The 22829-nt window shown below is 61.6% G+C and carries 18 protein-coding genes; 11 read left to right on the top strand and 7 right to left on the bottom strand.

All coding sequences use genetic code 11. The annotated features are described in order from the left end of the window. Window positions 1–117: 117 nt before the first annotated feature. Together glpK and glpD are read right to left on the bottom strand one after the other, a co-directional pair. Entirely contained in the window at window positions 118–1623 is a 1506-nt protein-coding gene (gene glpK, locus C0Z19_RS06735; RefSeq protein WP_102609016.1) for a glycerol kinase GlpK, read from the bottom strand. 126 nt (window positions 1624–1749) lie between these two features. Continuing rightward, the gene (gene glpD, locus C0Z19_RS06730) at window positions 1750–3306 is read right to left on the bottom strand and encodes a glycerol-3-phosphate dehydrogenase (RefSeq protein WP_102609015.1); all 1557 of its coding nucleotides are present in this window, start codon (window positions 3304–3306) and stop codon (window positions 1750–1752) included. 204 nt (window positions 3307–3510) lie between these two features. Here glpD and C0Z19_RS06725 point away from each other — a divergent pair, with 204 nt between their 5' ends. Continuing rightward, a complete protein-coding gene (locus C0Z19_RS06725) occupies window positions 3511–3912 on the top strand; it encodes a hypothetical protein (protein ID WP_233196031.1) in 402 nt (133 codons plus the stop codon). 55 nt (window positions 3913–3967) lie between these two features. On the opposite strand, the gene C0Z19_RS06720 is transcribed toward C0Z19_RS06725, so the two are convergent. Beyond that, entirely contained in the window at window positions 3968–4165 is a 198-nt protein-coding gene (locus tag C0Z19_RS06720; protein WP_102609014.1) for a hypothetical protein, read from the bottom strand. Window positions 4166–4457: 292 nt separating this feature from the next. Then, on the bottom strand, window positions 4458–5243 hold the full coding sequence (locus C0Z19_RS06715; protein WP_102609013.1) for a DeoR/GlpR family DNA-binding transcription regulator: 786 nt from the start codon (window positions 5241–5243) through the stop codon (window positions 4458–4460). Between the two features lie 98 nt (window positions 5244–5341). Here C0Z19_RS06715 and C0Z19_RS06710 point away from each other — a divergent pair, with 98 nt between their 5' ends. The 10 genes from C0Z19_RS06710 to C0Z19_RS06670 all read left to right on the top strand — a co-directional run bounded on the left by C0Z19_RS06710 (window position 5342) and on the right by C0Z19_RS06670 (window position 18322). Beyond that, entirely contained in the window at window positions 5342–6979 is a 1638-nt protein-coding gene (locus tag C0Z19_RS06710) for a gamma-glutamyltransferase family protein (protein ID WP_102609012.1), read from the top strand. 195 nt (window positions 6980–7174) lie between these two features. Continuing rightward, complete coding sequence (locus C0Z19_RS06705) at window positions 7175–9844, top strand: type VI secretion system Vgr family protein (RefSeq protein WP_102609011.1); 2670 nt, start codon at window positions 7175–7177, stop codon at window positions 9842–9844. Then, a complete protein-coding gene (locus C0Z19_RS06700) occupies window positions 9844–10725 on the top strand; it encodes a hypothetical protein (protein ID WP_102609010.1) in 882 nt (293 codons plus the stop codon). Before C0Z19_RS06705 ends, C0Z19_RS06700 begins: the two co-directional genes overlap by 1 nt. After that, on the top strand, window positions 10722–11978 hold the full coding sequence (locus C0Z19_RS06695) for a WD40/YVTN/BNR-like repeat-containing protein (RefSeq protein ID WP_332882205.1): 1257 nt from the start codon (window positions 10722–10724) through the stop codon (window positions 11976–11978). The genes C0Z19_RS06700 and C0Z19_RS06695 overlap by 4 nt, the downstream gene beginning before the upstream one ends. A 455-nt stretch (window positions 11979–12433) precedes the next feature. Next, window positions 12434–12781, top strand: a complete 348-nt coding sequence (locus C0Z19_RS28620; protein WP_233196030.1) for a hypothetical protein — start codon at window positions 12434–12436, stop codon at window positions 12779–12781. A 117-nt stretch (window positions 12782–12898) separates the two neighbouring features. Then, a complete protein-coding gene (locus C0Z19_RS28615; RefSeq protein ID WP_233196029.1) occupies window positions 12899–13594 on the top strand; it encodes a beta propeller repeat protein in 696 nt (231 codons plus the stop codon). A 120-nt stretch (window positions 13595–13714) separates the two neighbouring features. Then, complete coding sequence (locus tag C0Z19_RS06685; RefSeq protein ID WP_233196028.1) at window positions 13715–14953, top strand: WD40/YVTN/BNR-like repeat-containing protein; 1239 nt, start codon at window positions 13715–13717, stop codon at window positions 14951–14953. A 195-nt stretch (window positions 14954–15148) separates the two neighbouring features. Further along, window positions 15149–16309 carry a WD40/YVTN/BNR-like repeat-containing protein gene (locus C0Z19_RS06680; protein ID WP_102609009.1) on the top strand — a complete coding sequence of 387 codons (1161 nt, stop codon included), beginning with the start codon at window positions 15149–15151 and terminating at the stop codon, window positions 16307–16309. Between the two features lie 563 nt (window positions 16310–16872). Then, window positions 16873–17676, top strand: a complete 804-nt coding sequence (locus C0Z19_RS06675) for a ferritin-like domain-containing protein (RefSeq protein ID WP_425330281.1) — start codon at window positions 16873–16875, stop codon at window positions 17674–17676. Next, complete coding sequence (locus C0Z19_RS06670) at window positions 17660–18322, top strand: hypothetical protein (protein ID WP_102609007.1); 663 nt, start codon at window positions 17660–17662, stop codon at window positions 18320–18322. The genes C0Z19_RS06675 and C0Z19_RS06670 overlap by 17 nt, the downstream gene beginning before the upstream one ends. A 153-nt stretch (window positions 18323–18475) precedes the next feature. On the opposite strand, the gene C0Z19_RS06665 is transcribed toward C0Z19_RS06670, so the two are convergent. The 3 genes from C0Z19_RS06665 to C0Z19_RS06655 form a co-directional block, all read right to left on the bottom strand. Further along, complete coding sequence (locus C0Z19_RS06665; RefSeq protein WP_102609140.1) at window positions 18476–20158, bottom strand: DEAD/DEAH box helicase; 1683 nt, start codon at window positions 20156–20158, stop codon at window positions 18476–18478. 178 nt (window positions 20159–20336) lie between these two features. Continuing rightward, complete coding sequence (locus tag C0Z19_RS06660; RefSeq protein WP_102609006.1) at window positions 20337–21632, bottom strand: c-type cytochrome; 1296 nt, start codon at window positions 21630–21632, stop codon at window positions 20337–20339. Between the two features lie 20 nt (window positions 21633–21652). Continuing rightward, window positions 21653–22384, bottom strand: coding sequence for a c-type cytochrome (locus C0Z19_RS06655; RefSeq protein WP_102609005.1), 732 nt, complete (start codon window positions 22382–22384; stop codon window positions 21653–21655). Window positions 22385–22829: the final 445 nt, after the last annotated feature.

Genomic DNA, 22829 nt, shown 5'->3' with positions numbered 1-22829 from the left:
GTTGTCTCCGGAATGGCTATGTAAATTGAGTGCTGAGTTGAGTCAGTTCGTGTGGCGCATGCTGAGCGGCTCGGCCCGCATGCGCTTCATGTTTGCCGGGTTCGATGGCGCGGCCGATCAAACGGCGTCCGCGTCGGCCCATGCTTTGGCGGCCGTGACGGCGCGCTGCCAGCCCGCAATGCATTTGCGCGCGTCGGCCTGCTGCATCGCCGGCGAAAACCGCCTATCGAGCTGCCACTGACTTTCGAGTTCGCCGACGTTGCTCCAGTAGCCCACGGCGAGCCCGGCCAGATAAGCCGCGCCGAGCGCCGTCGTCTCGCTGATGCGCGGGCGCACGGCCGCGACGCCGAGCAGATCAGCCTGAAACTGCATCAGCAGATTGTTGGCGCAAGCGCCGCCGTCGACGCGCAACTCGCCGATCTTGATGCCCGAGTCGGCTTCCATGGCTTTGAGCACGTCGAGCGATTGATAGGCGATCGAATCGAGCGCCGCCCGGGCGATGTGTGCGCTCGTCGTGCCGCGCGTCACGCCGAACAGCGTGCCGCGGGCGCGTGGATTCCAATGCGGTGCGCCGAGGCCGGCGAACGCCGGCACGAGATAGACGCCGTCGCAATGTGCGACGCTGCCGGCCAGTGCTTCGATTTCCGACGCGCTCTTGATGATGCCCAAGCCGTCACGCAGCCATTGCACCACCGCCCCCGCAATGAAAATGCTGCCTTCGAGCGCGTAATTGACTTCGTCGCCGATCTTCCACGCGATGGTCGTGACCAGATTGTTCTTCGATTCGATCGGCTTTTCGCCCGTGTTCATCACGAGGAAGCAGCCCGTGCCGTAGGTGTTCTTGACCATGCCGGACTTCGTACACATCTGTCCGAACAGCGCGGCATGTTGATCGCCGGCGATGCCGCCGATCGGAATCTTCGAGGCGAAGACGGTCGTGACCGTATTGCCGTAGACCTCCGACGACGCGCGCACTTCGGGCAGCATGCTGCGCGGGATGTCGAGCGCTTCGAGCAGGTCGCTGTCCCACTGCATCGTATGGATGTTGAACAGCATCGTGCGCGACGCGTTCGTCACGTCGGTGATGTGCAACTGCTGCTTGGTGAAATTCCAGACGAGCCAGCTGTCGACGGTGCCGAACGCGAGCTTGCCTTGCCTCGCCTTCTCGCGCGCCCCATCGACGTTATCGAGAATCCAGCGGATTTTCGTGGCAGAGAAATACGCGTCGATCGGCAGTCCCGTTTTCGCACGCACTTGCTGTTCGAGGCCCTGTGCTTTGAGTTGGTCGCATAGGTCGGCCGTGCGGCGGTCCTGCCAGACGATCGCGTTGTAGATGGGTTGCCCCGTCTCGCGATCCCAGACGATGGTCGTCTCGCGCTGGTTCGTGATGCCGATGGCGGCGATCGAGGTGCCGTTCACGCCCGCGCGCGTCACGGCCTCGGCTGCGACGCCGGCCTGCGTCGACCAGATCTCCTGCGGATCGTGTTCGACCCAGCCCGGCTGCGGGTAGATCTGGCGGAACTCCTTTTGGGCGACCGACACGATGTTGCCCTTGCGGTCGAACAGCATCGCCCTCGAACTCGTGGTGCCTTGGTCCAGCGCGAGGATGTATTGATCCTGCATTGTCTCTTCTCCATGTGTTGTCGTGATATGCCGCGCGTCGAACGCGCGGGTCCGGCGGGGGGCCGCGGGTCATACGGGTGCTGCGTTGTGCTGCCTTGTTCTGTTTGTGTCGTGGTTCGCTGCGCGTCAGCTGGCGAGCGCGGAAGGCGCGCGCTGCCGGGTGTCGGCCGCCGGATGACGGGCGAACCAGGCGTCGAGCTCATTTGCGACCGGTTGCAAAATGGCGGGCGCCAGATGCAGACCGATCTTCGACCGCCGCCAAAGGACGTCTTGCGCGCAACGCGCCCACTCGACGTCGCGCAAATAGCGCAGTTCCTGTTCGAACAGGCCGGGCGCAAACTCGCGGCCCAGGTCGGACAAAGCTTTGGCCGAACCGATCAGCGCGCGTGCGCGCGTGCCGTAAGCGCGCGCATAGCGCCGGGCCAGATCGGCCGGCAGCCACGAATGTTCGTTTGCGAACTTCGCGGCGAATGGTTCGAACTTCGCGTGGGCCATATCGCCGCCGGGTAGCGGCGCGCCCGCCGTCCATGCGCCTTTGGCGATCGGCATGACCGTGGACAAACGATCCAAGGCTTCTTCGGCAAGCTTGCGAAACGTCGTGATCTTGCCGCCGAAGACCGACAGCAGCGGGGCCTCGCCGCTGTTCGCGTCCAGTTCGAGCCGATAGTCGCGCGTCACGGCGGACGGGTTGTCGGCGCGTTCTTCTTCAAGCAGCGGGCGCACGCCCGAATAGGCCCAGCAGACGTCGGCCGGCGTGATCTTGCGCTTGAAGTAGCGATTGATCGACTCGCATAGATAGCGCGTTTCGTCCTCGGTAATGGCGACATCGGCCGGATCGCCGTGATATTCGACGTCGGTCGTGCCGATCAGCGTGAACTCGCGCTCGTACGGGATGGCAAAAATGATTCGCTTGTCGGGGTTTTGGAAGATGTAGGCGTGATCGTGGTCGAACAGCCGGCGCGTCACGATGTGGCTGCCCTTGACGAGGCGCACGCTGTGATGCGCGCCGCGCCCGAGCGCGTCATGCAGCAGATCCCCGACCCAGGGTCCGGCCGCGTTGGCGATCGCGCCGGCTCTGACTTCGAGCCGTGAGCCATCGGGGCGCTCCAACCGGGCATGCCATTCGCCGCTGGCGCGGACCGCGCCGACGAGTTTCGTGCGCGTGAGCACGGTGGCGCCGCGCTCGAACGCATCGAGCGCGTTGAGCACGACGAGGCGCGCGTCGTCGACCCAGCCGTCCGAATAGACAAAGCCGCGGGTGATCGAATCGACGAGCGGTTCCCCGGCGGCGTGCCGCCGCATGTCGATCCCGCGTGAGCCCGGCAGCAACTCGCGCCGGGCCAGATGATCGTAAAGGAACAAGCCCGCGCGAATGAGCCAGGCGGGCCGCAGGTTCGGCATATGGGGCATCACGAAGCGCAGCGGCCACATGATGTGCGGCGCGGCGCGCAGTAGCGTCTCGCGTTCCTGAAGCGCCTTGCGCACGAGGCCGAACTCCTTGTACTCGAGGTAGCGCAGCCCCCCGTGAATCAGCTTCGTGCTCGAGGACGACGTATGCGAGGCGAGATCGTCCTGCTCGACGAGCAACACGGACAGACCGCGTCCCGCGGCGTCGCGTGCGATACCCGCGCCATTGATCCCGCCACCCACGACGAGCAGATCGTACCGGCTGCCTTGCGTCACTTGCCCTGTCTCCTATGCCCGCCGATGCCCTGCGGCTATCGTCGGAATAAAACGAACCTATCAATGTTCGTTTGCGAAATTTAACGAACATATTCGAAAAAGTAAAGGGCGGTTGTCGGGTTCGTATTCGAACTATTGAGCGGCCGGCGGCGATGCCGCTCCGATATGCGGCTACCATCTGGAAAAACGACGATGAGGTGCGCGATGCGTGGTTCGATGCGTGGATGGGCGATGGGCGCCGCGTATGCGGTGGCGTTGGGGGGGATGGCCTTGGCGGCAGGCTGTGCGCAATGGCCGGGGCTTGGCGGGGCTTCGGGCTCGTCGCGCTTCGCGGCGCTACAAACGATGTGCGGCGCCGAGACCGACTATGGTGCGGACGCGCAGTCGGTCTATTCGGCACTGTTCGACGCCTACGTGGCATACCGCCACGGCAAGCTGGCACAGGCCGACTATTGCGCGTTCGAAAACGGGATCGCCACGCATTACCGCATGCGCATGACGGGCGGCCCGGATGCGCAGCGCGCATGGGCCGACTACTTCAACGCTCAGCGAGTGCAGGCGATCGACTGGCGCGCGCAGGTCGATCCGACCTTGCGCGGAGGCTGAGCGCGCACACACTGCGCCGCGCCGCCCGAAGGCGGCGCGAAGAAGTGAGAGGTAGCTAAGAGAAGCGTTTGATGGCGCGGATTGCCGAGTCGCCGGACTCGGTCAGGCGCCATTGCTGATGCCCCGACCCGAGGCTTTCGAGCCGCACGAGTTGTTGTTCGAGCAGGGCGTCGAGTTCTTCGCGGTCCATTTCGACTTGATTGGGAGCGTCCTTGACGAGTAGCAACGTGGCGAATTCATGCGGACTCAGCATTGTTCTCTCCATGGGCAATTGGATTGCCTCGGCTGCGTTGTTTCGGCTGCCGTGCGCTCGACCTATCGGGAGTAGGAAAGCGATCGCCTCGGCACACGCACTACGTGCGTGCGTCGGGGAACTGGAGTGTAGTCAAGCGATCGTTCATATCCAAATCGTCCCCTGAAAATTTTCCCTTTGACAACGGGGCGCAGTAGAAGCGGTTCGCTCGTCAGCGCAACTTCGCGAATTTACTTGAACTTTCGCGTGCGATGCAGCATGGAATAAGGCGGCCGCAGGGGTGTCGGCGTCGTCATTCGGCGGCTGCAACATACACCTGCGTACCCGCCGCCGCGAGCGTCTCTTGCATCTCCACCGGCGCGGCCTGATCGGTGAACAGTGCGTCGATCTGGTTCAGATGCCCTTGGCGCACGAGGGCGGGGCGGCCGAATTTGGAATGGTCGGCGGCCAAAAAAACCGTCCGCGCATGTTCGATGATCGCCTCCGACACACGGACTTCCCGCGTGTCGAAATCCCGCAGGGTTCCGTCGAGTTCGATGCTCGAGGTGCCAATGATCGCGAAGTCGACCTTGAACTGCCGGATGAAATCGATGGCCAATTCGCCGACGATGCCCTTGTCCCACGGCCGTACGATGCCGCCGGTCACCAGCAGCTCGCATTCGGGATAGCCGCTCATCATATTGGCGACGTTCAGGTTGTTCGTGATGACGCGCAGCCCGCGGTGGCGATTGAGCGCTCGCGCGACTTCCTCGGTGGTCGTGCCCAGATTGATGAAGAGTGAAGCCTGGTCCGGAATGTGGGTGGCGACAAGCGTCGCGATGCGCCGCTTTTCGTCGTGGAACATGCGTTGGCGCGCCGAGTAGGAGACGTTCTCCGAACTCGTCGGCAGGCTCGCGCCGCCGTGATAGCGGCGCAGCAGGTTCATGTCCGCGAGCCAGTTGACGTCGCGGCGGATCGTTTGCGGCGTGACGGCGAAGTGGGACGCCAGGTCGTCGACCGTCACGAAGCCGTCGCGCTGCACCCAATCGAGCAATTCCTGTTGACGGGCGTTCAGGCTCAGGCGGGGGTCTCGGCTCATGGCTTGCGGCAACGGGGCGGTCAAAGTAGCGCTATTGTAAGACCTTCGTGTAACGGCCTTTTTGCGAAAGAATCCTTTTCAGAACGGAAATGCGACATATGAATCGGTTCAATTGGCACAACCCATACCCCACGCCGCGCCTGCCCGTGTTCGCGCGCAACGTCGTATCGACCTCCCATCCCCTGGCGGCCCAGGCGGGCCTGCGGGCGCTGTGGCAGGGCGGCAACGCCGTCGACGCCGCGATTGCAGCCGCAGCGGTCCTGACGGTGGTCGAGCCGGTTTCGTGCGGCCTGGGCGGCGACGCTTTCGCCCTGGTCTGGGACGGCGCGACGCTGCACGGCCTGAATGCGTCGGGCGTGGCGCCGGCGGCATGGAGCGTCGACTATTTCAAGCGGCGCCACGGTGAGGCGGGCGGCCTCGCCATCCAACCCAGGCGTGGCTGGGATACTGCCACGGTACCGGGCGTCGTGGCGGGCTGGGAAGCGCTGCATGCCAGATTCGGCTCGTTGCCGTTCGGCGATTTGATGGCGAGCGCAATCGACATTGCCGAGCGCGGCTACGCGGTGGCGAACATCGTCGCGGCGAAGTGGGCCGCGGCCGTGCCCGAACTGAAGGATCAACCGGGCTTCGCCGCGGCGTTCATGCCGCACGGCCGCGCGCCGCTCGTGAGCGAACTGGTGCGCCTGCCCGGTCATGCAACGACGCTGCGGCTGCTCGCCGCGCAAGGGCCGCGCGCATTTTACGAAGGCGAGCCGGCCGCGCGCATCGCCGCGTTCGCGCGGGAAGGCGGCGGGGCAATGACCGAAGCCGATCTGGGCGATTACCGGCCGATGTGGGTCGAGCCGATTGGCAAAGACTACCGCGGCTACACCGTCCACGAAATTCCGCCGAACAGCCAAGGCATCGCGGCGTTGATCGCGCTGGGCATCCTTGAGCGATTCAATCTGCGCGATTTGCCGCGCGACGGCATCGATTCGCAGCATCTGCAGATCGAGGCGATGAAGCTCGCGTTCGCGGACGTCTACCGCTATGTGGCCGATCCGCGTGCGATGGAAGTCACGCCGGAACAGATGCTTGACGACGCCTACCTCGCGTCGCGCGCGGCGCTGATCGATCCGAAACGAGCGACGCAGTTCGCCTTCGGCATGCCGCGAGCGGGCGGAACGATCTATCTCAGCGCCGCGGACGAGCGCGGCATGATGGTGAGTTTCATTCAATCGAACTACATGGGCTTTGGTTCGGGCGTCGTCGTGCCGGATACGGGCATCGCGCTGCAAAACCGCGGCTGCGGCTTTTCGATGGACCCGCGCTCGCCGAACGTCGTCGAAGGCGGCAAGCGGCCGTTTCACACGATCATCCCGGCCTTTGTGACCGAGCGCGTCGATGGACGGCGGATGCCGGTGATGAGCTTCGGCGTGATGGGGGGCGATATGCAGCCGCAGGGGCATCTGCAATCGATCGTGCGCATGCTCGACTACGGCCAGCAGCCTCAAGCCGCGTGCGATGCACCGCGTTGGAAGGTCAATCGCGATTTCACGCTCGATATCGAATCGACCTTCGACCGCGGGGTGGCCCGTGCGCTCGAGGCGCGTGGGCACAAGATCAAAGCGATTGACGACCCCTATATGGATTTCGGCTCGGGCCAATATATTTGGAAGCTGTCGCATGACGAGCCCGAGCGGGGATATGTGGCCGCGAGCGATACGCGACGAGATGGGCTGGCGGCGGGGTTTTGAGTGCAAGGGCGGCGCGCTGCTATGCGCGCGCCGCGATCTTTTCATAAATGGACGGAATTACCTTATTGAATAACAGGTCGAAAAAAATACCGGACGGTGAAGAATCTGAATTTTGATTGGCGTCCTGCGTTACGGGACTGGAAGCTCGATTAGAATGCACGGCTCAATAATCGAATATAAACGAGGGGCCGTGGCATGGCGTTCACCGTGCTTTTCGATGCATTGTTCTACGGGAATGCGCAACATCATCGCTTGATCAGGCTCGACACGCCGCTTGGCGAAGACTGGCTCGTGCCGTTACACGTCAAGGGCAAGTCTCGACTCGGGCGTGATTATGAATTCATCGTCGATGTCGCTTCCTCGCAGGGCGATCGAATCGAACTGAAGACACTGATTGCGCAGCCGGTGACGTTGTGGGTTGGGCAAGGCGATCGCTCGTATCTGCCCTATCACGGTTATGTGAAAACGTTCTCGCGTTTGGGTAGCGACGGATTTCTCACGTTTTATCAATTGCGGTTTTCTTCGTGGATATGCTTCCTACCGTTGCGTCGTGATATGCGCGATTGGCAAGAGCAGACGGGCGAGCAGATCGTGGCCGACGTGTTCGACGAACATCCTCAGGCGCAAGGCGCTTATCGCTTCGATTTGCGCGAAGCGATGCCGCGGTATTCGAATCGCGTGCAATGGGAAGACGACTGGAACTTCGTGCATCGGAGCCTGGAAGAGGCGGGAGTATTTGGGCGCTTCGAGCAGGCAGAGGACGGCAAGTCGCACACGCTCGTGCTGATGGACGATCTGTACTTCGTGCCGCAACTTGAACAGAGGACGGTGCGCTTCATTCGGACAGGCTTGCGTGAAGAGGTGGACGGCTTCACGCAATGGAAGGAGCAGCAGCAGATTCAAAGCGCGAAACTGACCACGCGTACGTTCGACTACAAGCGGCCCGATTTGCACAAAGAGATCAGGAGCGCGATCAGCCCCCGTGACGATGTTCCGGCGCAGGGGGAAGTGTATGACTACACAGGTGCGTATACGTGGGGCGTTCGGGACCGAGGCGAGCATCAGAATGCGATGCGTGTCGAGGCGTGGGAGTCGCAGATGACGCGGTTTCACGGCACCGGCAGCCTGCGTTCGGCGAGGCCGGGCTATTGGTTCACCTTGGAGGGCCATCCCATACACGACAAAGAACCCGCGCAAGATCGCGAGTTCGCGATTATCGAGACGACCTGGACGATTAGGAACAATCTGCCCGGCATGGATGATGTGGCGGACTTTGCTGAAAGCCTGCAGTCGGAAGTATTGGCGGCTGTGCAGGCGAACGCGGGCGGCGTCAAGGTTCGTCATCCCGACGGCAGCGAAGGGTACTTTCAAGTCGAGATCGAAGCGCAACGGCGTCGGCTACCCTTTCGCAGCCCGTTCGAACATCAAAAACCCGTGATGGCATTGCAGACGGGGATCATTGCCGGCCCAGAGGGCGAAGAGATTTACCTCGATGCGTTGAATCGCGCACGGGTTTGGTTTCCCTGGAATCGCCGCAACGAAGGCGACGAGCGCACCTCGGTACCGATCCGGGCGGCGTTTCCCGACGCAGGTTCAAAGCGCGGCGGTCATTTCCCGCTGCGCAAAGGGGATGAAGTCATTGTCGGCTTCATGGGCGGAGATTGCGACCGGCCCGTGATCCTAAGCCGCATGCACGGCGGGCCGACCCCGCCGGTGTGGCATACGAACGGATTGCTGTCGGGGTATCGATCGAAGGAGTACGGCGGCAGCGGTTTCAACCAGTTGGTGATGGATGACGCGACGGGCCAGAACCGCATTCACCTGTATTCGACGAGCGCCGATTCCCATCTGCACCTGGGGTACTGGGTCGATCACAGCGGCAACACGCGCGGCGCCTATCTGGGCAGCGGCTTCGATTTGAAGTCGAATGCATACGGCGCGATTCGAGCCGGGCAAGGGCTGTATGTGTCGAGCCATCCGACGTCGGTCAAACAACCGATGGACGTTCGGCAAGCGAGCAGCCAACTCGTGAATGCCGAGAGCGTGATCGAAGCGCTCTCGGATGCGAGTACGGCACATCGGGCCGAAAGTTTGAAGGATGGGTACGACGCGTTAAAGGCATTCGCCGATGCAACGCAAAAGAGCGTGGCGGGTGATGCGATGGGGGCCGGCAGAACCGCGGGCGGGGGCACTGGCAATGCCAATGGTTTTGCCGAACCGATCATGCTGATGGCGAGTCCTTCGGGTATTGGACTGTCGACTCAGCAGTCGACCCAGATTGTGGCGGACAAGCACGTCAATATGGTCAGCGGTGCAAGCACGCACATCGCGAGCGGCAAGTCGCTGATTGCTTCGATCGGCGAAAGGCTGAGCCTATTCGTGCAGAACGCGGGGATGAAGTTGTTCGCGGCGAAGGGGAAGGTCGAGGTGCAGGCGCACTCGGAAGGAATCGAACTCATGGCGCATAAAGGCATGAAGGTGATCTCGACCACTGAGGCCGTCGAGATGGCGGGCAAGCGGGAGATCTTGTTGACGTCCGGGGGCGCCTACATTCGCATCAAGGACGGCAACATCGAAATTCACGCACCTGGCTCGGTTGACGTGAAGGGCGCACGCCGTGTCTTTGATGGGCCGACGCATCTTTCCAGGTCAATGCCAGCATTTCCTGGATCGGCAGGCGCGTACGATCAGGCGTTCGTTGCGCATTGGCATGGTACGGACATCCCGGCGGCTCGCGTGCGTTATCAGATCGTCTCGGGTGACCAACTTCTTGCCGAGGGGATAACGAACGAGCAAGGCGAGACGTCGCTCGTGCGCAGCCACGTGCCACAGGACGCACAGATACGGTTCATGGAGGACGAGTAATGGCGGAGCAGGAACAGCATGTCTTGGGCGAGGGCAGTGCAATCCTTACCCCGACAGACCACAAGGTTCGCCCTGCGGTGCAGGTTGGCCGCTGCATCAAAGAGGTGCCGCCGGCCGCGGCGTCCATCATTGGAAAGTGTCCGTACTACTATCAGCCGCTACACGGGGAGTATCTGGAAACGGTTGAGAAGGTGAGCGTTTCGAGTGTCTGGGAAACGGTGAAGGCTTTCGCCACCTCGTGGGATCCTTGGAAAGATAAGGAGGTCGCGCGTCGGCTGCTGCATCGGCGCGAGCAACTGATCGCGCCGGAGAGCACCGATTCCGATTGGTCGCGCCATGGGAACTTCATGATGCGGCATATCGGGTGCGGGCATAAGCCGCCTTCGTATTATGTCAGTTATGGGTATTACTACTGTTCGCATTATGGAGCGGAACTCTTTCCGAATTTGAGCGCAAAAGGTAAGGCATGGCTTGTCTTGGCGCGACGGTATCTGCAGCTAAACTTGGAAGATGGTCTCAGACAAAATATGCGTGGCGACGTCGTCCAGATTGCTAGCCAGAAGCCTGGTAACGGAGCCTTCTCGATGACCGTCCGAAAGCGTGAGCTCGAATTGAATGACGAGACGTTCCAAACCTTCGCGTTCAAGACGCATCCATTAGCCTACCTGGACGGTGGAATTGCGTATCTTCCGCCGGCAGACCTCATCAACATCATCAGGCAACCCAATCTTCAGGAGTGGGGCAGTCAGGGTACATACGAGCAAGCGATCGCGACCGGCACCAGCTCGATAAAGACTCGGGGCCGCGATGCGGCAGATGCAGTTTCTTCCGGAACAGAAGATCTCGTCAATCGAGTACTCGGTTTCCTGGCGGCCAAATGAACGTGCGCAAGTTCACAAGGGTGAAATTTTTTTGGGGCGGCCTGATCCTGCTCGCCGCCGCAAGCTATGGATACCGGGAAATGACGACACCGCAATGGACGACGATCACGACAGACTTTACAAAGACCGACAAGCCCTACGGAGGTGGCGCATTCCGTATTCGCGGCAACGACGTAATGACACTCAAGATCGCCGGCCCAGAGCTTCGTCATCATATCGTTGGACTAGACAAAGGCTATGACGTGGCGCAAGCAGTGCCGGATGAGCCGTGGATGGATAACGTGGATGAGCGCCTTAACCGCAAATCGGTCAGCGTTCTGCGAGGAAGTCTGGGCGGTGCTCTCGTGCGCAATTTCCAGCAGCAGGCACAAGATGCTGCGTGGTGGTACTCGAAAGACTGGAACACCCTCTACGTCGCCACCGACTGGATGGACTACAAGCTTCCAGAACCGAAGAACGGGATGTCGCCGCATATTGCCAAATTGTGGCGCTCCGGGGACGGCGGTAAAACATGGACCCAATTGAAATGGCCGGAAGAGCGCAACATCAATGGCCTATTCTTCCTTGATCCGCAACGAGGCTATGCAATTGGATGGGGGCCGCACGTATGGCGCACGGCCGACGGCGGTCAATCATGGCATGAGATTGAACCGCCTCCGATGGCAATCGATTCGCATGAACCGCGCAAGATTTTCGGCGCAGCGGATCTGGGCCCGGACGGTGTGCTGCGTATTGCCTATTACGTGCCGACGCTCGGCAAGATCCGGTCGTCTAGCGTGGTGTATCGGCTGCGTTGGGACGCGACGCAGTTCGAGCAGGACGCCGTGCTGCCGGATCAAGTAGTCGTTCAGCTCGGTTCGAGCGACGAGCCGCTTGCGACGACCTACTCGATTTACGCCCTGTCGCAGTTGGGCGCGCCGCGGAACTGGGACGACCCCAGCGACAACGGGCATCGAACCGGCGTGATATCGACGTGGACGAACGATGCGCCGCCAAAAGTCGAGCAACTGCATACGTTCGATCAACGCTACAAGCTCGACGGACTTAGCGTTGGCAGGAACGGCGTGCTGCTCGTCTACGCAACGGACGTGAGCCGGCAAGGCGCCCCGCACGACAACACGTTCTACAGCCGGGATTTCGGGCGATCGTGGAGCGACATCGACGACGGCATCGGCCAAGGCGGCTGGTTCGATCGGCAGACCAACACCCAGTACGCGCTCTACGCTTACACGCTCAAAAAGCGTCAGTTCTGAGCGCGGCTGACGAGACGAAATTCAAATGAGGAAGGTCGTTGGCGGCGTTAGATCGTGCGTGCTGGGGCTAACGACCATTCTGGACGTCGCGTGATGTTCGGCTGCACGATCAAGAAATGGCAATGCGGGGTTTGCTACCGTGCTTATCGCGGCCGATCGCGATGGAAGGTCCCGGTGCTTGCGTTACTCGGGGCATGGACGATCGCTGCAGGCGGAACGCCCGTCTTTGCGAACCGCAGGCTGCGATTCCATCACACTGTACCGACTCGAACGAGGAGATCACCAACGATCAAGGCGTGGTTCTGCCAAATATGGTCAACCATTCTGATATTGACGACCCAGTCGGCAAGGCGCTGGGTCGCTTGTTGGCGGAGTGACATGCAAATTTCAAAACGCTGGAGCTTGCTATTGGCAGGCCTCGCATATCTCGCTGCTTAACGTACGGATATGAGAGCATGACGACACGCTGGGAAACGATCGCGACGAATTTTGGCCCGAACGATAAGCCTTACGGGGGCGGGGCATTTCGCGTTAACGGCAATGAGGTCATCAGCCTCAAGCTGGTAGGGCCGCAATTGACGTTCAAGCCTGCAAGCGAACTCAAGGATCCCGAGACTGCCGAGTTCACCGAAGCGTGGATGGATGACGTTTCCAAACGGCTAAATCGGAGGACTGTGGCGTTCCTGACGGGAACGCTACACGGCGGTCTGGTGCGCACGTTCCAGGAGCGCGGCCAAAGTTCTGCATGGTGGTATTCGAAAAATTGGCTCGCCGTCTACATCAGCACGGGATGGATGGACTAGAAAGCACCGAAATCCTCGAATGGGCTGGCGCCGCAGATTACCAAACTCTGGCATTCCAGCGATGGCGGTCGGACATGGTCGCAACTGCATTGGCCCGAGGACGCCGAGATAGACCAATTGTTGTTCCTCGATCCGCAACGCGGCTACGCCATCGGATGGGGTCCTCACGTTTGGCGAACGAGCGACGCCGGACGCTCGTGGCAGGAAGTCAAGCTGCCACCGCTCGCCAATGTCGGCGAGCCCCGTAAAGCGTTTGCCGCGGTCAATCTCGGTCCTGACGGTGTATTGCGCGTCGCCTACTATGTCGACCACTTGGGCGAGATCAAGACGTCGACGCTCGTCTACCGTTTGGCCTGGAGCGAATCGGACTTCGAACAGGACGTCGTGCTGCCGAATCAAATCGTGGTCGATCTTCAATCGTCGCCGCAAACGACGGGAGGATATTCGTTGTATGCGTGGTCGAAGCTCGGCCCGCCACGCGACATCGACAACGTCGCCGACAACGGGCGGCGCACCGGTGCGCTATCGACGTGGGGCAGCGTTCGACACGCCAGCGTCCAGCAGTTGCAGCACACTTTCGATGAACGCCTGCTGTTCGATGGCCCGAGCGTCGGCAAGGACGGTGTGTTATTGGTTTATGCGACAGACGCCTCAGGCGACGGCGCCCCGCGTGATCTCACCTTCCTCAGCAAAAACTTCGGAAAATCCTGGGAAGAACTGAACGACGGCGCGGCGCAAGGCGGATATTTTGATCCCGAGACGAATACGCAATACGCACTGTTCACGTATACGTTGCAGAAACGGCAGTTCTAGCAGGCCGCAAGCGCGACCGGCGACGCGTCAATGGGCGCTGGGCTAATAGATTCACTGCCGTGCACTCCTACATCGATGACCCAGTCGGCAAAGCGCCTGATCGTTTGATGGCGAAGTAAGATGAAAAAATTGACGTACCGGAAGATTCTATTGGGCTGCCTGGCGTTGCTGGCTGTTTTAGCTTACGGGTATCAGGGCACAGCGACGCATTGGGAGACGATTGCGACCAATTTTGGAAGAAACGACAAGCCTTATGGCGGTGGCGCGTTTAGGATTCGCGAAAACCAAGTCATCAGTCTCAAACTTGCCGAGCAACCAATCACGTTCAAACCAGCTAGCGAACTTAAGGATCCCGAGGTGGCGGAGCCAACGGAAGCCTGGATGAACGATTCTTCCGAGCGATTGAATCGTCGGTCTGTTGTGTTTCTCAAAGGTACGCTTAATGGTGGGTTGACGCGCACCTTCCAGCAACGTGGTCAGAATGCCGCCTGGTGGTACTCGAAGGATTGGGGTACGGTTTTTGTCAGCACCGGCTGGATTGACTATAAGGCGCCCAGACCGGCGAATGGAGCGGTACCACAACTCACCAAACTCTGGCATTCCAGCGATGGCGGTCAGACATGGTCGCAACTGCATTGGCCCGAGGATGCCGAGATAGAACAATTGTTGTTCCTCGATCCGCAACGCGGCTATGCCATCGGATGGGGCCCTCACGTTTGGCGAACGACCGACGCCGGGCGATCGTGGCAGGAAGTCAAGCTGCCGCCGCTCGCCAACGTCGGCGAGCCCCATAAGACGTTTGACGCCGTCAATTTCGGTCCCGACGGTGTATTGCGCGTCGCCTACTACGTCGACGAATTGGGCGAGATCAAGACGTCGACGCTCGTCTACCGTTTGGCCTGGGGCGAATCGGACTTCGAACAGGACGTCGTGCTGCCGAATCAAATCGTGGTCGATCTTCAATCGTCGCCGCAAACGACTGGCGGATATTCGTTGTATGCGTTGTCGAAGCTCGGGCCGCCGCGCGACATCGACAACGTCGCCGACAACGGGCGGCGCACCGGTGCGCTATCGACGTGGGGCAGCGTTCGACACGCCAGCGTCCAGCAGTTGCAGCACACCTTCGATGAACGCCTGCTGTTCGACGGCCTGAGTGTCGGCAAGGACGGTGTGTTATTGGTTTATGCGACAGACGCCTCAGGCGACGGCGCCCCGCGTGATCTCACCTTCCTCAGCAAAAACTTCGGAAAATCCTGGGAAGAGCTGAACGACGGCGCGGCGCAAGGGGGATATTTCGATCCCGAGACGAATACGCAATACGCACTGTTCGCGTATACGTTGAAGAAACGGCAGTTCTAGCAGGTCACAAGCGAGACCGGCGACGCGTCAATGGTCGCTGGGCTAGATTCACTGCCGTGCACGCCTACATCGATGACCCGATCGGCAAGGCACTCGGTCGACTGCTAGAAAAATGACATGCGAAAGTTGAGACACTGGAAACCGCTGGCGAGCGGCCTCGCTCTGTTGGCATTGTTAATCTACGGGTATCAAAGCATGGCTACGGGCTGGGAAACGATTACGCACACCTTTTTAAAAAACGACAAGCCATACGGCGGCGGGGCATTTCGTATACGTGACAAGCAGATCATCAGTCTCAAGCTCGCCGATCCGCAAATCACTTTCAAACCGGCGAGCGAGGCGAAGAATCCGGACGTCGCGGAGCCGACCGAGGCGTGGATGAATGATACGGCCGAGTTTTTGAACCGTGGCACCGTAAGTTTCTTGCGCGGCTCGCTTGACACAGGTCTGACACGTACCTTCCAGCAGCGCGGTCAGGATGCCGCTTGGTGGTATTCAAAAGATTGGCACACGGTCTATATCAGTACCGGATGGATGGATTACAAAGTGCCCAAGGCATCGAATGGGCTACGACCACAACTCACCAAACTCTGGCATTCCAGCGATGGCGGTCAGACATGGTCGCAACTGCATTGGCCCGAGGATGCCGAGATAGAACAATTGTTGTTCCTCGATCCGCAACGCGGCTATGCCATCGGATGGGGCCCTCACGTTTGGCGAACGACCGACGCCGGGCGATCGTGGCAGGAAGTCAAGCTGCCGCCGCTCGCCAACGTCGGCGAGCCCCATAAGACGTTTGACGCCGTCAATTTCGGTCCCGACGGTGTATTGCGCGTCGCCTACTACGTCGACGAATTGGGCGAGATCAAGACGTCGACGCTCGTCTACCGTTTGGCCTGGGGCGAATCGGACTTCGAACAGGACGTCGTGCTGCCGAATCAAATCGTGGTCGATCTTCAATCGTCGCCGCAAACGACTGGCGGATATTCGTTGTATGCGTTGTCGAAGCTCGGGCCGCCGCGCGACATCGACAACGTCGCCGACAACGGGCGGCGCACCGGTGCGCTATCGACGTGGGGCAGCGTTCGACACGCCAGCGTCCAGCAGTTGCAGCACACCTTCGATGAACGCCTGCTGTTCGACGGCCTGAGTGTCGGCAAGGACGGCGTGTTGTTGGTATATGCGACCGACGCCTCGGGCGACGGCGCCCCGCGCGATCTCACCTTCCTCAGCAAGAACTTCGGAAAATCCTGGGAAGAGTTGAACGACGGCGCCGCACAAGGCGGATATTTCGATCCCGAGACGAATACGCAATACGCACTGTTCGCGTATACATTGAAGAAACGGCAGTTCTAGCAGGTCACAAGCGAGACCGGCGCGGCGACGCGTCGATGGTCGCCGGCTACGATTGACGGCTGTATCTACGCGCGCTTATCTGCGGCCCGGCTTTTGCCTCATGTCAGATGTATCCGGCTCGCGGCGGAACGCAAACCAGCGAACGCTGGTCGAGAGGCGGGTTATAGGCGAGCCTCACCCGGACGCAGGCGCATCGCTGCTCCGGCACCATTTTCACCGGAAAGGATCGCCCTCACTTGACCCGCGTAATCGCAGAGATTCGCATAACTGGGATTCGTCGTAATTTTCGGTAATTCGAGCCAATCGTCTAACCGTTTGTAATACGGTCTCGCTTCCCGCCTGCACGGTATTCGGAACCGCACTTCGCCTCGACGGTCTGTGCAGGGCGTAGAGCAGTTTCTTGGCACTCCGGCTAAGATCCGGAGGTATAAGCTTTAACAACATTCACCGGCACCGTATTTCAAATTCCGCAACAGTTTCGTGCGCTGGGTGTCCATCGCACTGCGGATCGAAACATACGGTCTTGGGAGCACAAGGCCATGACCATCGACTCCAAACACGTGATGCCTTGGCGCATCGAGGACATCGATCTAACCCGCATCGACCGCCAGCGCGCCGCGGCCAACGAAGATCTGCTGCTTCTGTTGTGCGCGTCTTCGTTCATCGAAAGCGGCACCGATCTCTACACAAGCAACCTGACCGCCTACTTCGACGGCGATCCCGAAGTCTCGGCGTGGCTCAACCGCGAATGGGAGCCGGAAGAACTGCAGCATGGCCGTGCGCTCAAGGCATATATCGCCCACGTTTGGCCCGAATTCGACTGGGATACGGCGTTTCGAAATTTCTTCGACGAATACTCGAAGACATGCTCGCTCGAAGAATTTGAAAAAACGCGTGCGCTAGAAATGGTCGCCCGTTGTGTCGTCGAAACCGGGACGGCCACGTTGTATCGCGCCATCAACGAATGCTCCGATGAGCCCGTGCTCAAGGAGATCACCGACCACATTCGCAGCGACGAAGTACGCCATTACAAGCACTTTTTCAAATACTTCAAGAAGTACAACCTCATCGAAGGCAATGGTCGCCTCGCCGTGCTCGGTGCGCTGATGCGGCGCGTAATGGAAATCAAGAGCGAAGATTCGGAGATCGCGTTACGGCATGTTTTCGCGGTGCGCTATCCCGATCGCGTCCATGATTCGGCCTATAACCGGCAGCGTGCGGCGCGTATCAGTTCGCTCGTGCGCCGGAACCTGTCGGCCGACATGTGCGTGAAGATGCTGCTCAAACCGCTCGACATTCCGGCGCGCATCCAGCCCGGCGTTCATTACCCGCTCGCGAAAGTCGCGGAACATGTCTTCTTCCGTTGAGCGCGACGCGGCGCGTTCGCTGGATCAGCGTCGATTCGACGAATGGCCCGCGTCGCTGCGCGCGCTTTTCGATGGGACGTCGCTCGCGTCGAAGATCGGCTTCAGCGCGTCGCTGATCACCGGCGACGTCGGTGGACATCTGCGGACGTCGTTGCTCGGCATCGGCGAACTCTATGCCCCCGATTCGCGAACGCTGGCCTTCGCGCTCTGGCCCACATCGCGTGCGGCTCGAACGCTTGCGTCGCCGGATCATTCGGTCACGCACGCGGCCGGCTACCCGGTTTCACATGAGGCTCACGCATGGGCGCCGCGCCACGATTACCGCCGGGCGCATGCTGCGCTGACTTTCGTTCATGATGCGGCGTTCTATCAGGTGCAATTGGCCGTCGAGCCTCTGCAGAACGCCGGCGTCGAGGGGCAGGACGCGGCCGAAGCGGGAAGCGGGCTCGCGTTGTTCCTCGCTTCAATCGATGCCGGTGAAATTCAGCAGGTCGGTTACGCGCGCCTGACAGGCGGCATTACCTTCGAATTGTCGGGCGACGCATCCGGGCACAAGCAGGTGCTCGATCGCTGGCAACGGCAACTCGAACGGTTGCGCAAAGCGGCTCACGCGAGGCTTGCCGCCGATGGCGGCGGGGCCGCTTAGGCGGGCGTTGAGCCTGTAGTCAGAGCGACTATCAGGCGGAAGAACGGGGGAAAATCGGCAGGCGACCAAGCTGCCGATGTATCAACCGCCCTTCGTTCGCGGCGCTGTCCGCCGCTGTGCAATACGCGGCGTGTCGCCGCGCACGGCAGGCGATCAGCCGCGATGAACGTTGCGCGAGGGCGCCTTGGCCGGTTTGCCGCCCAGCAATGCGCCAGGGTCGTTGGGCCGGCGACGACGATCGCCTTGCGCTGCGCTCGTACGCGGCGCATCGCCAGCGCTGCGCGGCTGCGCTGGCGGTTTGCCGCGGCCCGTGCCGTTCTCGGCTCGCGGCCCGTGCTCGCCTTGCGGTTTGCGCTGAGCGTCCGGTTTGCCCGGTTGCTGCTGCGCACGGCCCTGGGAACCCTCGGGTTTCGCCGATGCCTGCGGCTTGCCCGCATTGCCCCGCCGGCTTTGCTGCGCGTTTTGCTTCGGCGCCTGCGCTGCCTTTGCGGGTTGCGATTTTTGCGGCTTCGATGGGCGGCCGCCCTGGCCGTTGTCTGCCTTCGTCTGCTGCTCGCGTCGCGGCTCGGGCGCTCGTGACGTCGGTTGCGCGCCCGCGGAACGGGTGTTCTGCCGGGCCGGCTCGCCGCGCGGCTGACGCCCCGCATTGCCCTGGCCGCGACGTTGCAGAATCGGTTCGGGCCTGGCGTTCGGATCGGGCTCGAAGCCGGGAATCACTTCCTGTTCGATCGAGCGCTTGATCAGCTTTTCGATGTCTTTCAGCAGTTGCCATTCGTCGACGCAGACGAGCGAAATCGCTTCGCCCGTCGCGCCCGCACGCCCGGTGCGGCCGATGCGATGGACGTAGTCTTCCGGCACATTCGGCAAATCGTAGTTGACGACGTGCGGAAGTTGATCGATATCGATGCCGCGCGCCGCGATATCGGTCGCGCACAGTACCTGCAGCGTGCCGTCCTTGAATTCGGCGAGCGCGCGCGTACGCGCCGATTGACTCTTGTTGCCGTGGATCGCCAGCGCGCTGATACCGTCCTTGGTCAACTGCTCAGCGAGGCGATTGGCTCCGTGCTTGGTGCGCGTGAAGACCAGTACTTGGAACCACTTATGCTGTTGAATCAGATGCGTGAGCAATTCGCGCTTGCGGTCCCGATCGACGGGATGGACCTTCTGCGCGACGAGTTCAGCCGTCGTGTTGCGGCGTGCGACCTCGATCATCGCGGGCTCGTCGAGCAGGCTGTCGGCGAGCGCCTTGATCTCATCGGCGAACGTTGCCGAGAACAGCAGGTTCTGCCGCTTCGCCGGCAAACGCGCGAGTACGCGCTTGATGTCGTGGATGAAGCCCATGTCGAGCATGCGGTCGGCTTCATCGAGAACGAGGATTTCAAGGCTGGAAACGTCGATCGTCTTCTGCTGCATGTGATCGAGCAAGCGCCCCGGCGTGGCGACGACGATGTCGACGCCGCGCCTGAGCGCTTCGATCTGCGGATTGATGCCGACGCCGCCGAACAACACGGTCGACTTGAGCTTCAGATACTTGCCGTAAGCCCTGACGCTTTCTTCCACCTGCGCGGCCAGCTCGCGCGTGGGGGTGAGGATCAGCGCGCGCACCATGCGCTTGCCCTGCGCGCCGCCTTGGGGCTGGGCCGCACTGAGGCGCTGCAGAATCGGCAGCGTGAAGCCGGCCGTCTTGCCCGTGCCCGTTTGCGCGCCCGCGAGCAGGTCGCCGCCGCCGAGCACGGCGGGTATGGCTTGTTGTTGGATCGGCGTCGGCGTCGTATAGCCGAGCTCATGGACGGCTCGCACCAGCGGTTCGGACAAGCCCAGGGAATCGAATGACATAGAGAATTCTTCGCAATGCGGTGAGGCGGCCGGCTTTCGTGTCGAGCCTTGCGCGTATTCGGCGCTCGTGGCGCCGGCTGGCCGCTTGGGTTCGGCGCGCGGCAGGTTTGCCGGCGCCGGAAATAAGAAAGGCGCGGCCGCGGTTTCCCGCATGGCCGCGCCCCGTTACATCAGGTGCTTAGTCGAGCGGCGCCGAGCGCAGATCGCTCACTTGCTGCGGCGACACCGGCGTACCGTGGTTGCCCCACGACATACGGATGTACGTGACGACAGCGGCCACTTCCTGGTTCGACAGCGATTGCGCGAACGGCGGCATACCGTACGGATGCGGATTGCCTTCCGTGCTCGGCGGATACCCGCCGTTCAGCACCATGCGGATCGGATTGACCGCGGACGGCATCTGAATCGACTGGTTGTTCGCGAGCGGCGGGTACGCCGGCGGCTTGCCCAGGCCGTTGTCCGCGTGGCACTTCACGCAGTTGTCGCCGTAGATCTTCTTGCCCTGCTGCAGCAGCGCGTCGCCGTATTTCTCCGACGTCTCGTACTGCATCTGCTCGGGCGCTTCGCTCTTTTGCGGGATCGTCTTCAGGTACGTCGCCATCGCGCGGACATCTTCGTCCGACATGTACTGCAGGCTGTTGTGGACGACTTCCGCCATCGGGCCGAATACGGCGCCGCGCTCGGACACGCCGTTCTTGAGCAGATCGCTGATGTCCTTCACGTCCCATTCGCCGAGACCCGCTTCCTTGTTCGACGTCAGCGACGGCGCATACCAGTTTTGCAGCGGGATCAGACCGCCCGCAAATGCGGCCGAATTGACCGGGCCACCCATCATGTTGATGGACGTATGGCACATCGTGCAGTGGCCGAGGCCTTCGATCAGGTACGCACCGCGGTTCCATTCGACCGATTTGGTCGGATCGTCTTTGTACGTGCCTTCACGGAAGAACAGCGTACGCCAGCCAATCAGCAGGTTGCGGTTGTTGAACGGGAAGCGCAGTTCGTGCGGACGGCTCGGCACGGACGACGGCGGCACCGAACGCAGGTAGGCGTAGATCGCGTCCGAATCGGCGCGCGTGACCTTCGTGTAGCTCGCGAACGGGAACGCCGGGTACAGCAGGCTGCCGTCCTTGGAGCGGCCCGTGTGCAGAGCGCGATAGAAGTCATCGGACGACCACTTGCCGATGCCGTTCTGATCGTCGGGCGTGATGTTCGGCGTGTAGAGCGTGCCGAACGGCGTGGCCATCGGCAGGCCGCCGGCGAACTGCTGGCCGCCGCGAACCGTGTGACAGGCGATACAGTCGCCGGCGCGGGCGAGGTACTCGCCGCGCTTGATGAGGGCGGCCTGATCGGCCGGCGTGGCGGCTTGCGCCGTGCCGTTGTGAAGGTTGTCGCTACCCGACCAGAGCACGGGCACGAGCGCGGCCGCGGCAAGGACGGCGGCCGAGAGAGCGAACAGGGTCTTGCGTTTCATAGGTGTGTCTCTCCTCGCGCTTACTGCGGTTCGCTACCGCAAGCAAGCGGAGTCTTCATCGAGCGGGCCGGAGCCGGGACCGGGTTGGACGGAGCGGGTTGCGTCGACAGCCATGCGGCGACGGCGGTCACGTCTTCGTCCGTCAGGCGCGAAGCGATTTCATGCATGCAATCGGGCGCGATCGCGTGACGCGTGCCCGAACGCCAGGCGCCGAGCTGCGCGCTGATGTAATCGCTGTGCAAGCCGACGAGACCCGGAATCGCGGGCTCCATACCCGTCAGCGCTTTGCCGTGGCAGGCCGCGCAGGCCGGGATATCCTTCGATTTGTCGCCGTTCAGGACGATCTGCCTGCCGCGCGCGATGACGTCGTCCGACACGGTCGGCTTCGCGGGCGCAGGGTACGGCGGACGCTGCTGCGAGAAGTACGTCGCGATCTGGTGCAGATAGTCGTCCGAAAGGTACGTGACGAGGTAGTTCATCGGCGGGTACTTGCGCCGGCCCGCACGGAAGTTCTCGAGCTGGTTGTACAGGTAGTCGGCCGGCTTGCCCGCGAGGCGCGGGAAGTAGTCGTTGTCGGTACCCTGGCCGTGCGAGCCGTGGCAGGCCGTGCAACCTTGCACGCGCGCTTCCATCGTATCGGGGGCCTTGGGCTGCGTTTGCGCTTGCGCGCTGCTTGCGACGCCGGCACCGCCAATCAACAGAAGGGCGAGTAGCGGGCGGAAAATGCGTCTGGAAGACACGCGTAACTCCATCGTTATTCGGGGTCCTACCGGGCTGCGATCGGCTCGGTATGGGTCTGTGGCTTGGTATTGAGATTCGATGCGCGATGTTGCAGCGGTCGCGGCAAGGCAGTGGCCGGGCAGGTGCTCGAGAACAGCTTGCTGTCACCTCGCTGTTGCCCCGCCAGGCCCCGACCCTAGTCGGCGGCCCAGGCGCTGCGACGCAGCATTCTATCATCGATGCCATATGCGGGCTATTTGCCAGAAGCGCCGCGGATCGGTCGGGAGGCGACCGCGCGACAATTTGCCGCGCGTAATCAAGCCGCGGCGCGGGTTCGGCTGTCCTGGCCCTCTCGAGCACCACTGTCTCCTTTTTGCACAACCGGCCCCTGCGATGCGGCAATCGCAGTCCAATCCACGCACCGATCGGGACGAACCGGGACGCATCGGGACGCATCGGCACTCATGGCGCACCGAG

It is taken from the genome of Trinickia soli (assembly GCF_002879855.1).
GTDB lineage: Bacteria > Pseudomonadota > Gammaproteobacteria > Burkholderiales > Burkholderiaceae > Trinickia > Trinickia soli.
This window is presented reverse-complemented; position numbering and strand designations above follow the sequence as displayed.

Bases quoted from the DNA above. Each gene is read 5' to 3' on its own strand.
- glpK (WP_102609016.1), bottom strand. From the start codon at position 1,623: ATGCAGGATCAATACATCCTCGCGCTGGACCAAGGCACCACGAGTTCG.
- C0Z19_RS06725 (WP_233196031.1), top strand. From the start codon at position 3,511: ATGCGTGGTTCGATGCGTGGATGGGCGATGGGCGCCGCGTATGCGGTG.
- C0Z19_RS06720 (WP_102609014.1), bottom strand. From the start codon at position 4,165: ATGCTGAGTCCGCATGAATTCGCCACGTTGCTACTCGTCAAGGACGCT.
- C0Z19_RS06715 (WP_102609013.1), bottom strand. From the start codon at position 5,243: ATGAGCCGAGACCCCCGCCTGAGCCTGAACGCCCGTCAACAGGAATTG.
- C0Z19_RS06710 (WP_102609012.1), top strand. From the start codon at position 5,342: ATGAATCGGTTCAATTGGCACAACCCATACCCCACGCCGCGCCTGCCC.
- C0Z19_RS06705 (WP_102609011.1), top strand. From the start codon at position 7,175: ATGGCGTTCACCGTGCTTTTCGATGCATTGTTCTACGGGAATGCGCAA.
- C0Z19_RS06700 (WP_102609010.1), top strand. From the start codon at position 9,844: ATGGCGGAGCAGGAACAGCATGTCTTGGGCGAGGGCAGTGCAATCCTT.
- C0Z19_RS06695 (WP_332882205.1), top strand. From the start codon at position 10,722: ATGAACGTGCGCAAGTTCACAAGGGTGAAATTTTTTTGGGGCGGCCTG.
- C0Z19_RS28620 (WP_233196030.1), top strand. From the start codon at position 12,434: ATGACGACACGCTGGGAAACGATCGCGACGAATTTTGGCCCGAACGAT.
- C0Z19_RS06685 (WP_233196028.1), top strand. From the start codon at position 13,715: ATGAAAAAATTGACGTACCGGAAGATTCTATTGGGCTGCCTGGCGTTG.
- C0Z19_RS06680 (WP_102609009.1), top strand. From the start codon at position 15,149: ATGGCTACGGGCTGGGAAACGATTACGCACACCTTTTTAAAAAACGAC.
- C0Z19_RS06675 (WP_425330281.1), top strand. From the start codon at position 16,873: ATGCCTTGGCGCATCGAGGACATCGATCTAACCCGCATCGACCGCCAG.
- C0Z19_RS06670 (WP_102609007.1), top strand. From the start codon at position 17,660: ATGTCTTCTTCCGTTGAGCGCGACGCGGCGCGTTCGCTGGATCAGCGT.
- C0Z19_RS06665 (WP_102609140.1), bottom strand. From the start codon at position 20,158: ATGTCATTCGATTCCCTGGGCTTGTCCGAACCGCTGGTGCGAGCCGTC.
- C0Z19_RS06660 (WP_102609006.1), bottom strand. From the start codon at position 21,632: ATGAAACGCAAGACCCTGTTCGCTCTCTCGGCCGCCGTCCTTGCCGCG.
- C0Z19_RS06655 (WP_102609005.1), bottom strand. From the start codon at position 22,384: ATGGAGTTACGCGTGTCTTCCAGACGCATTTTCCGCCCGCTACTCGCC.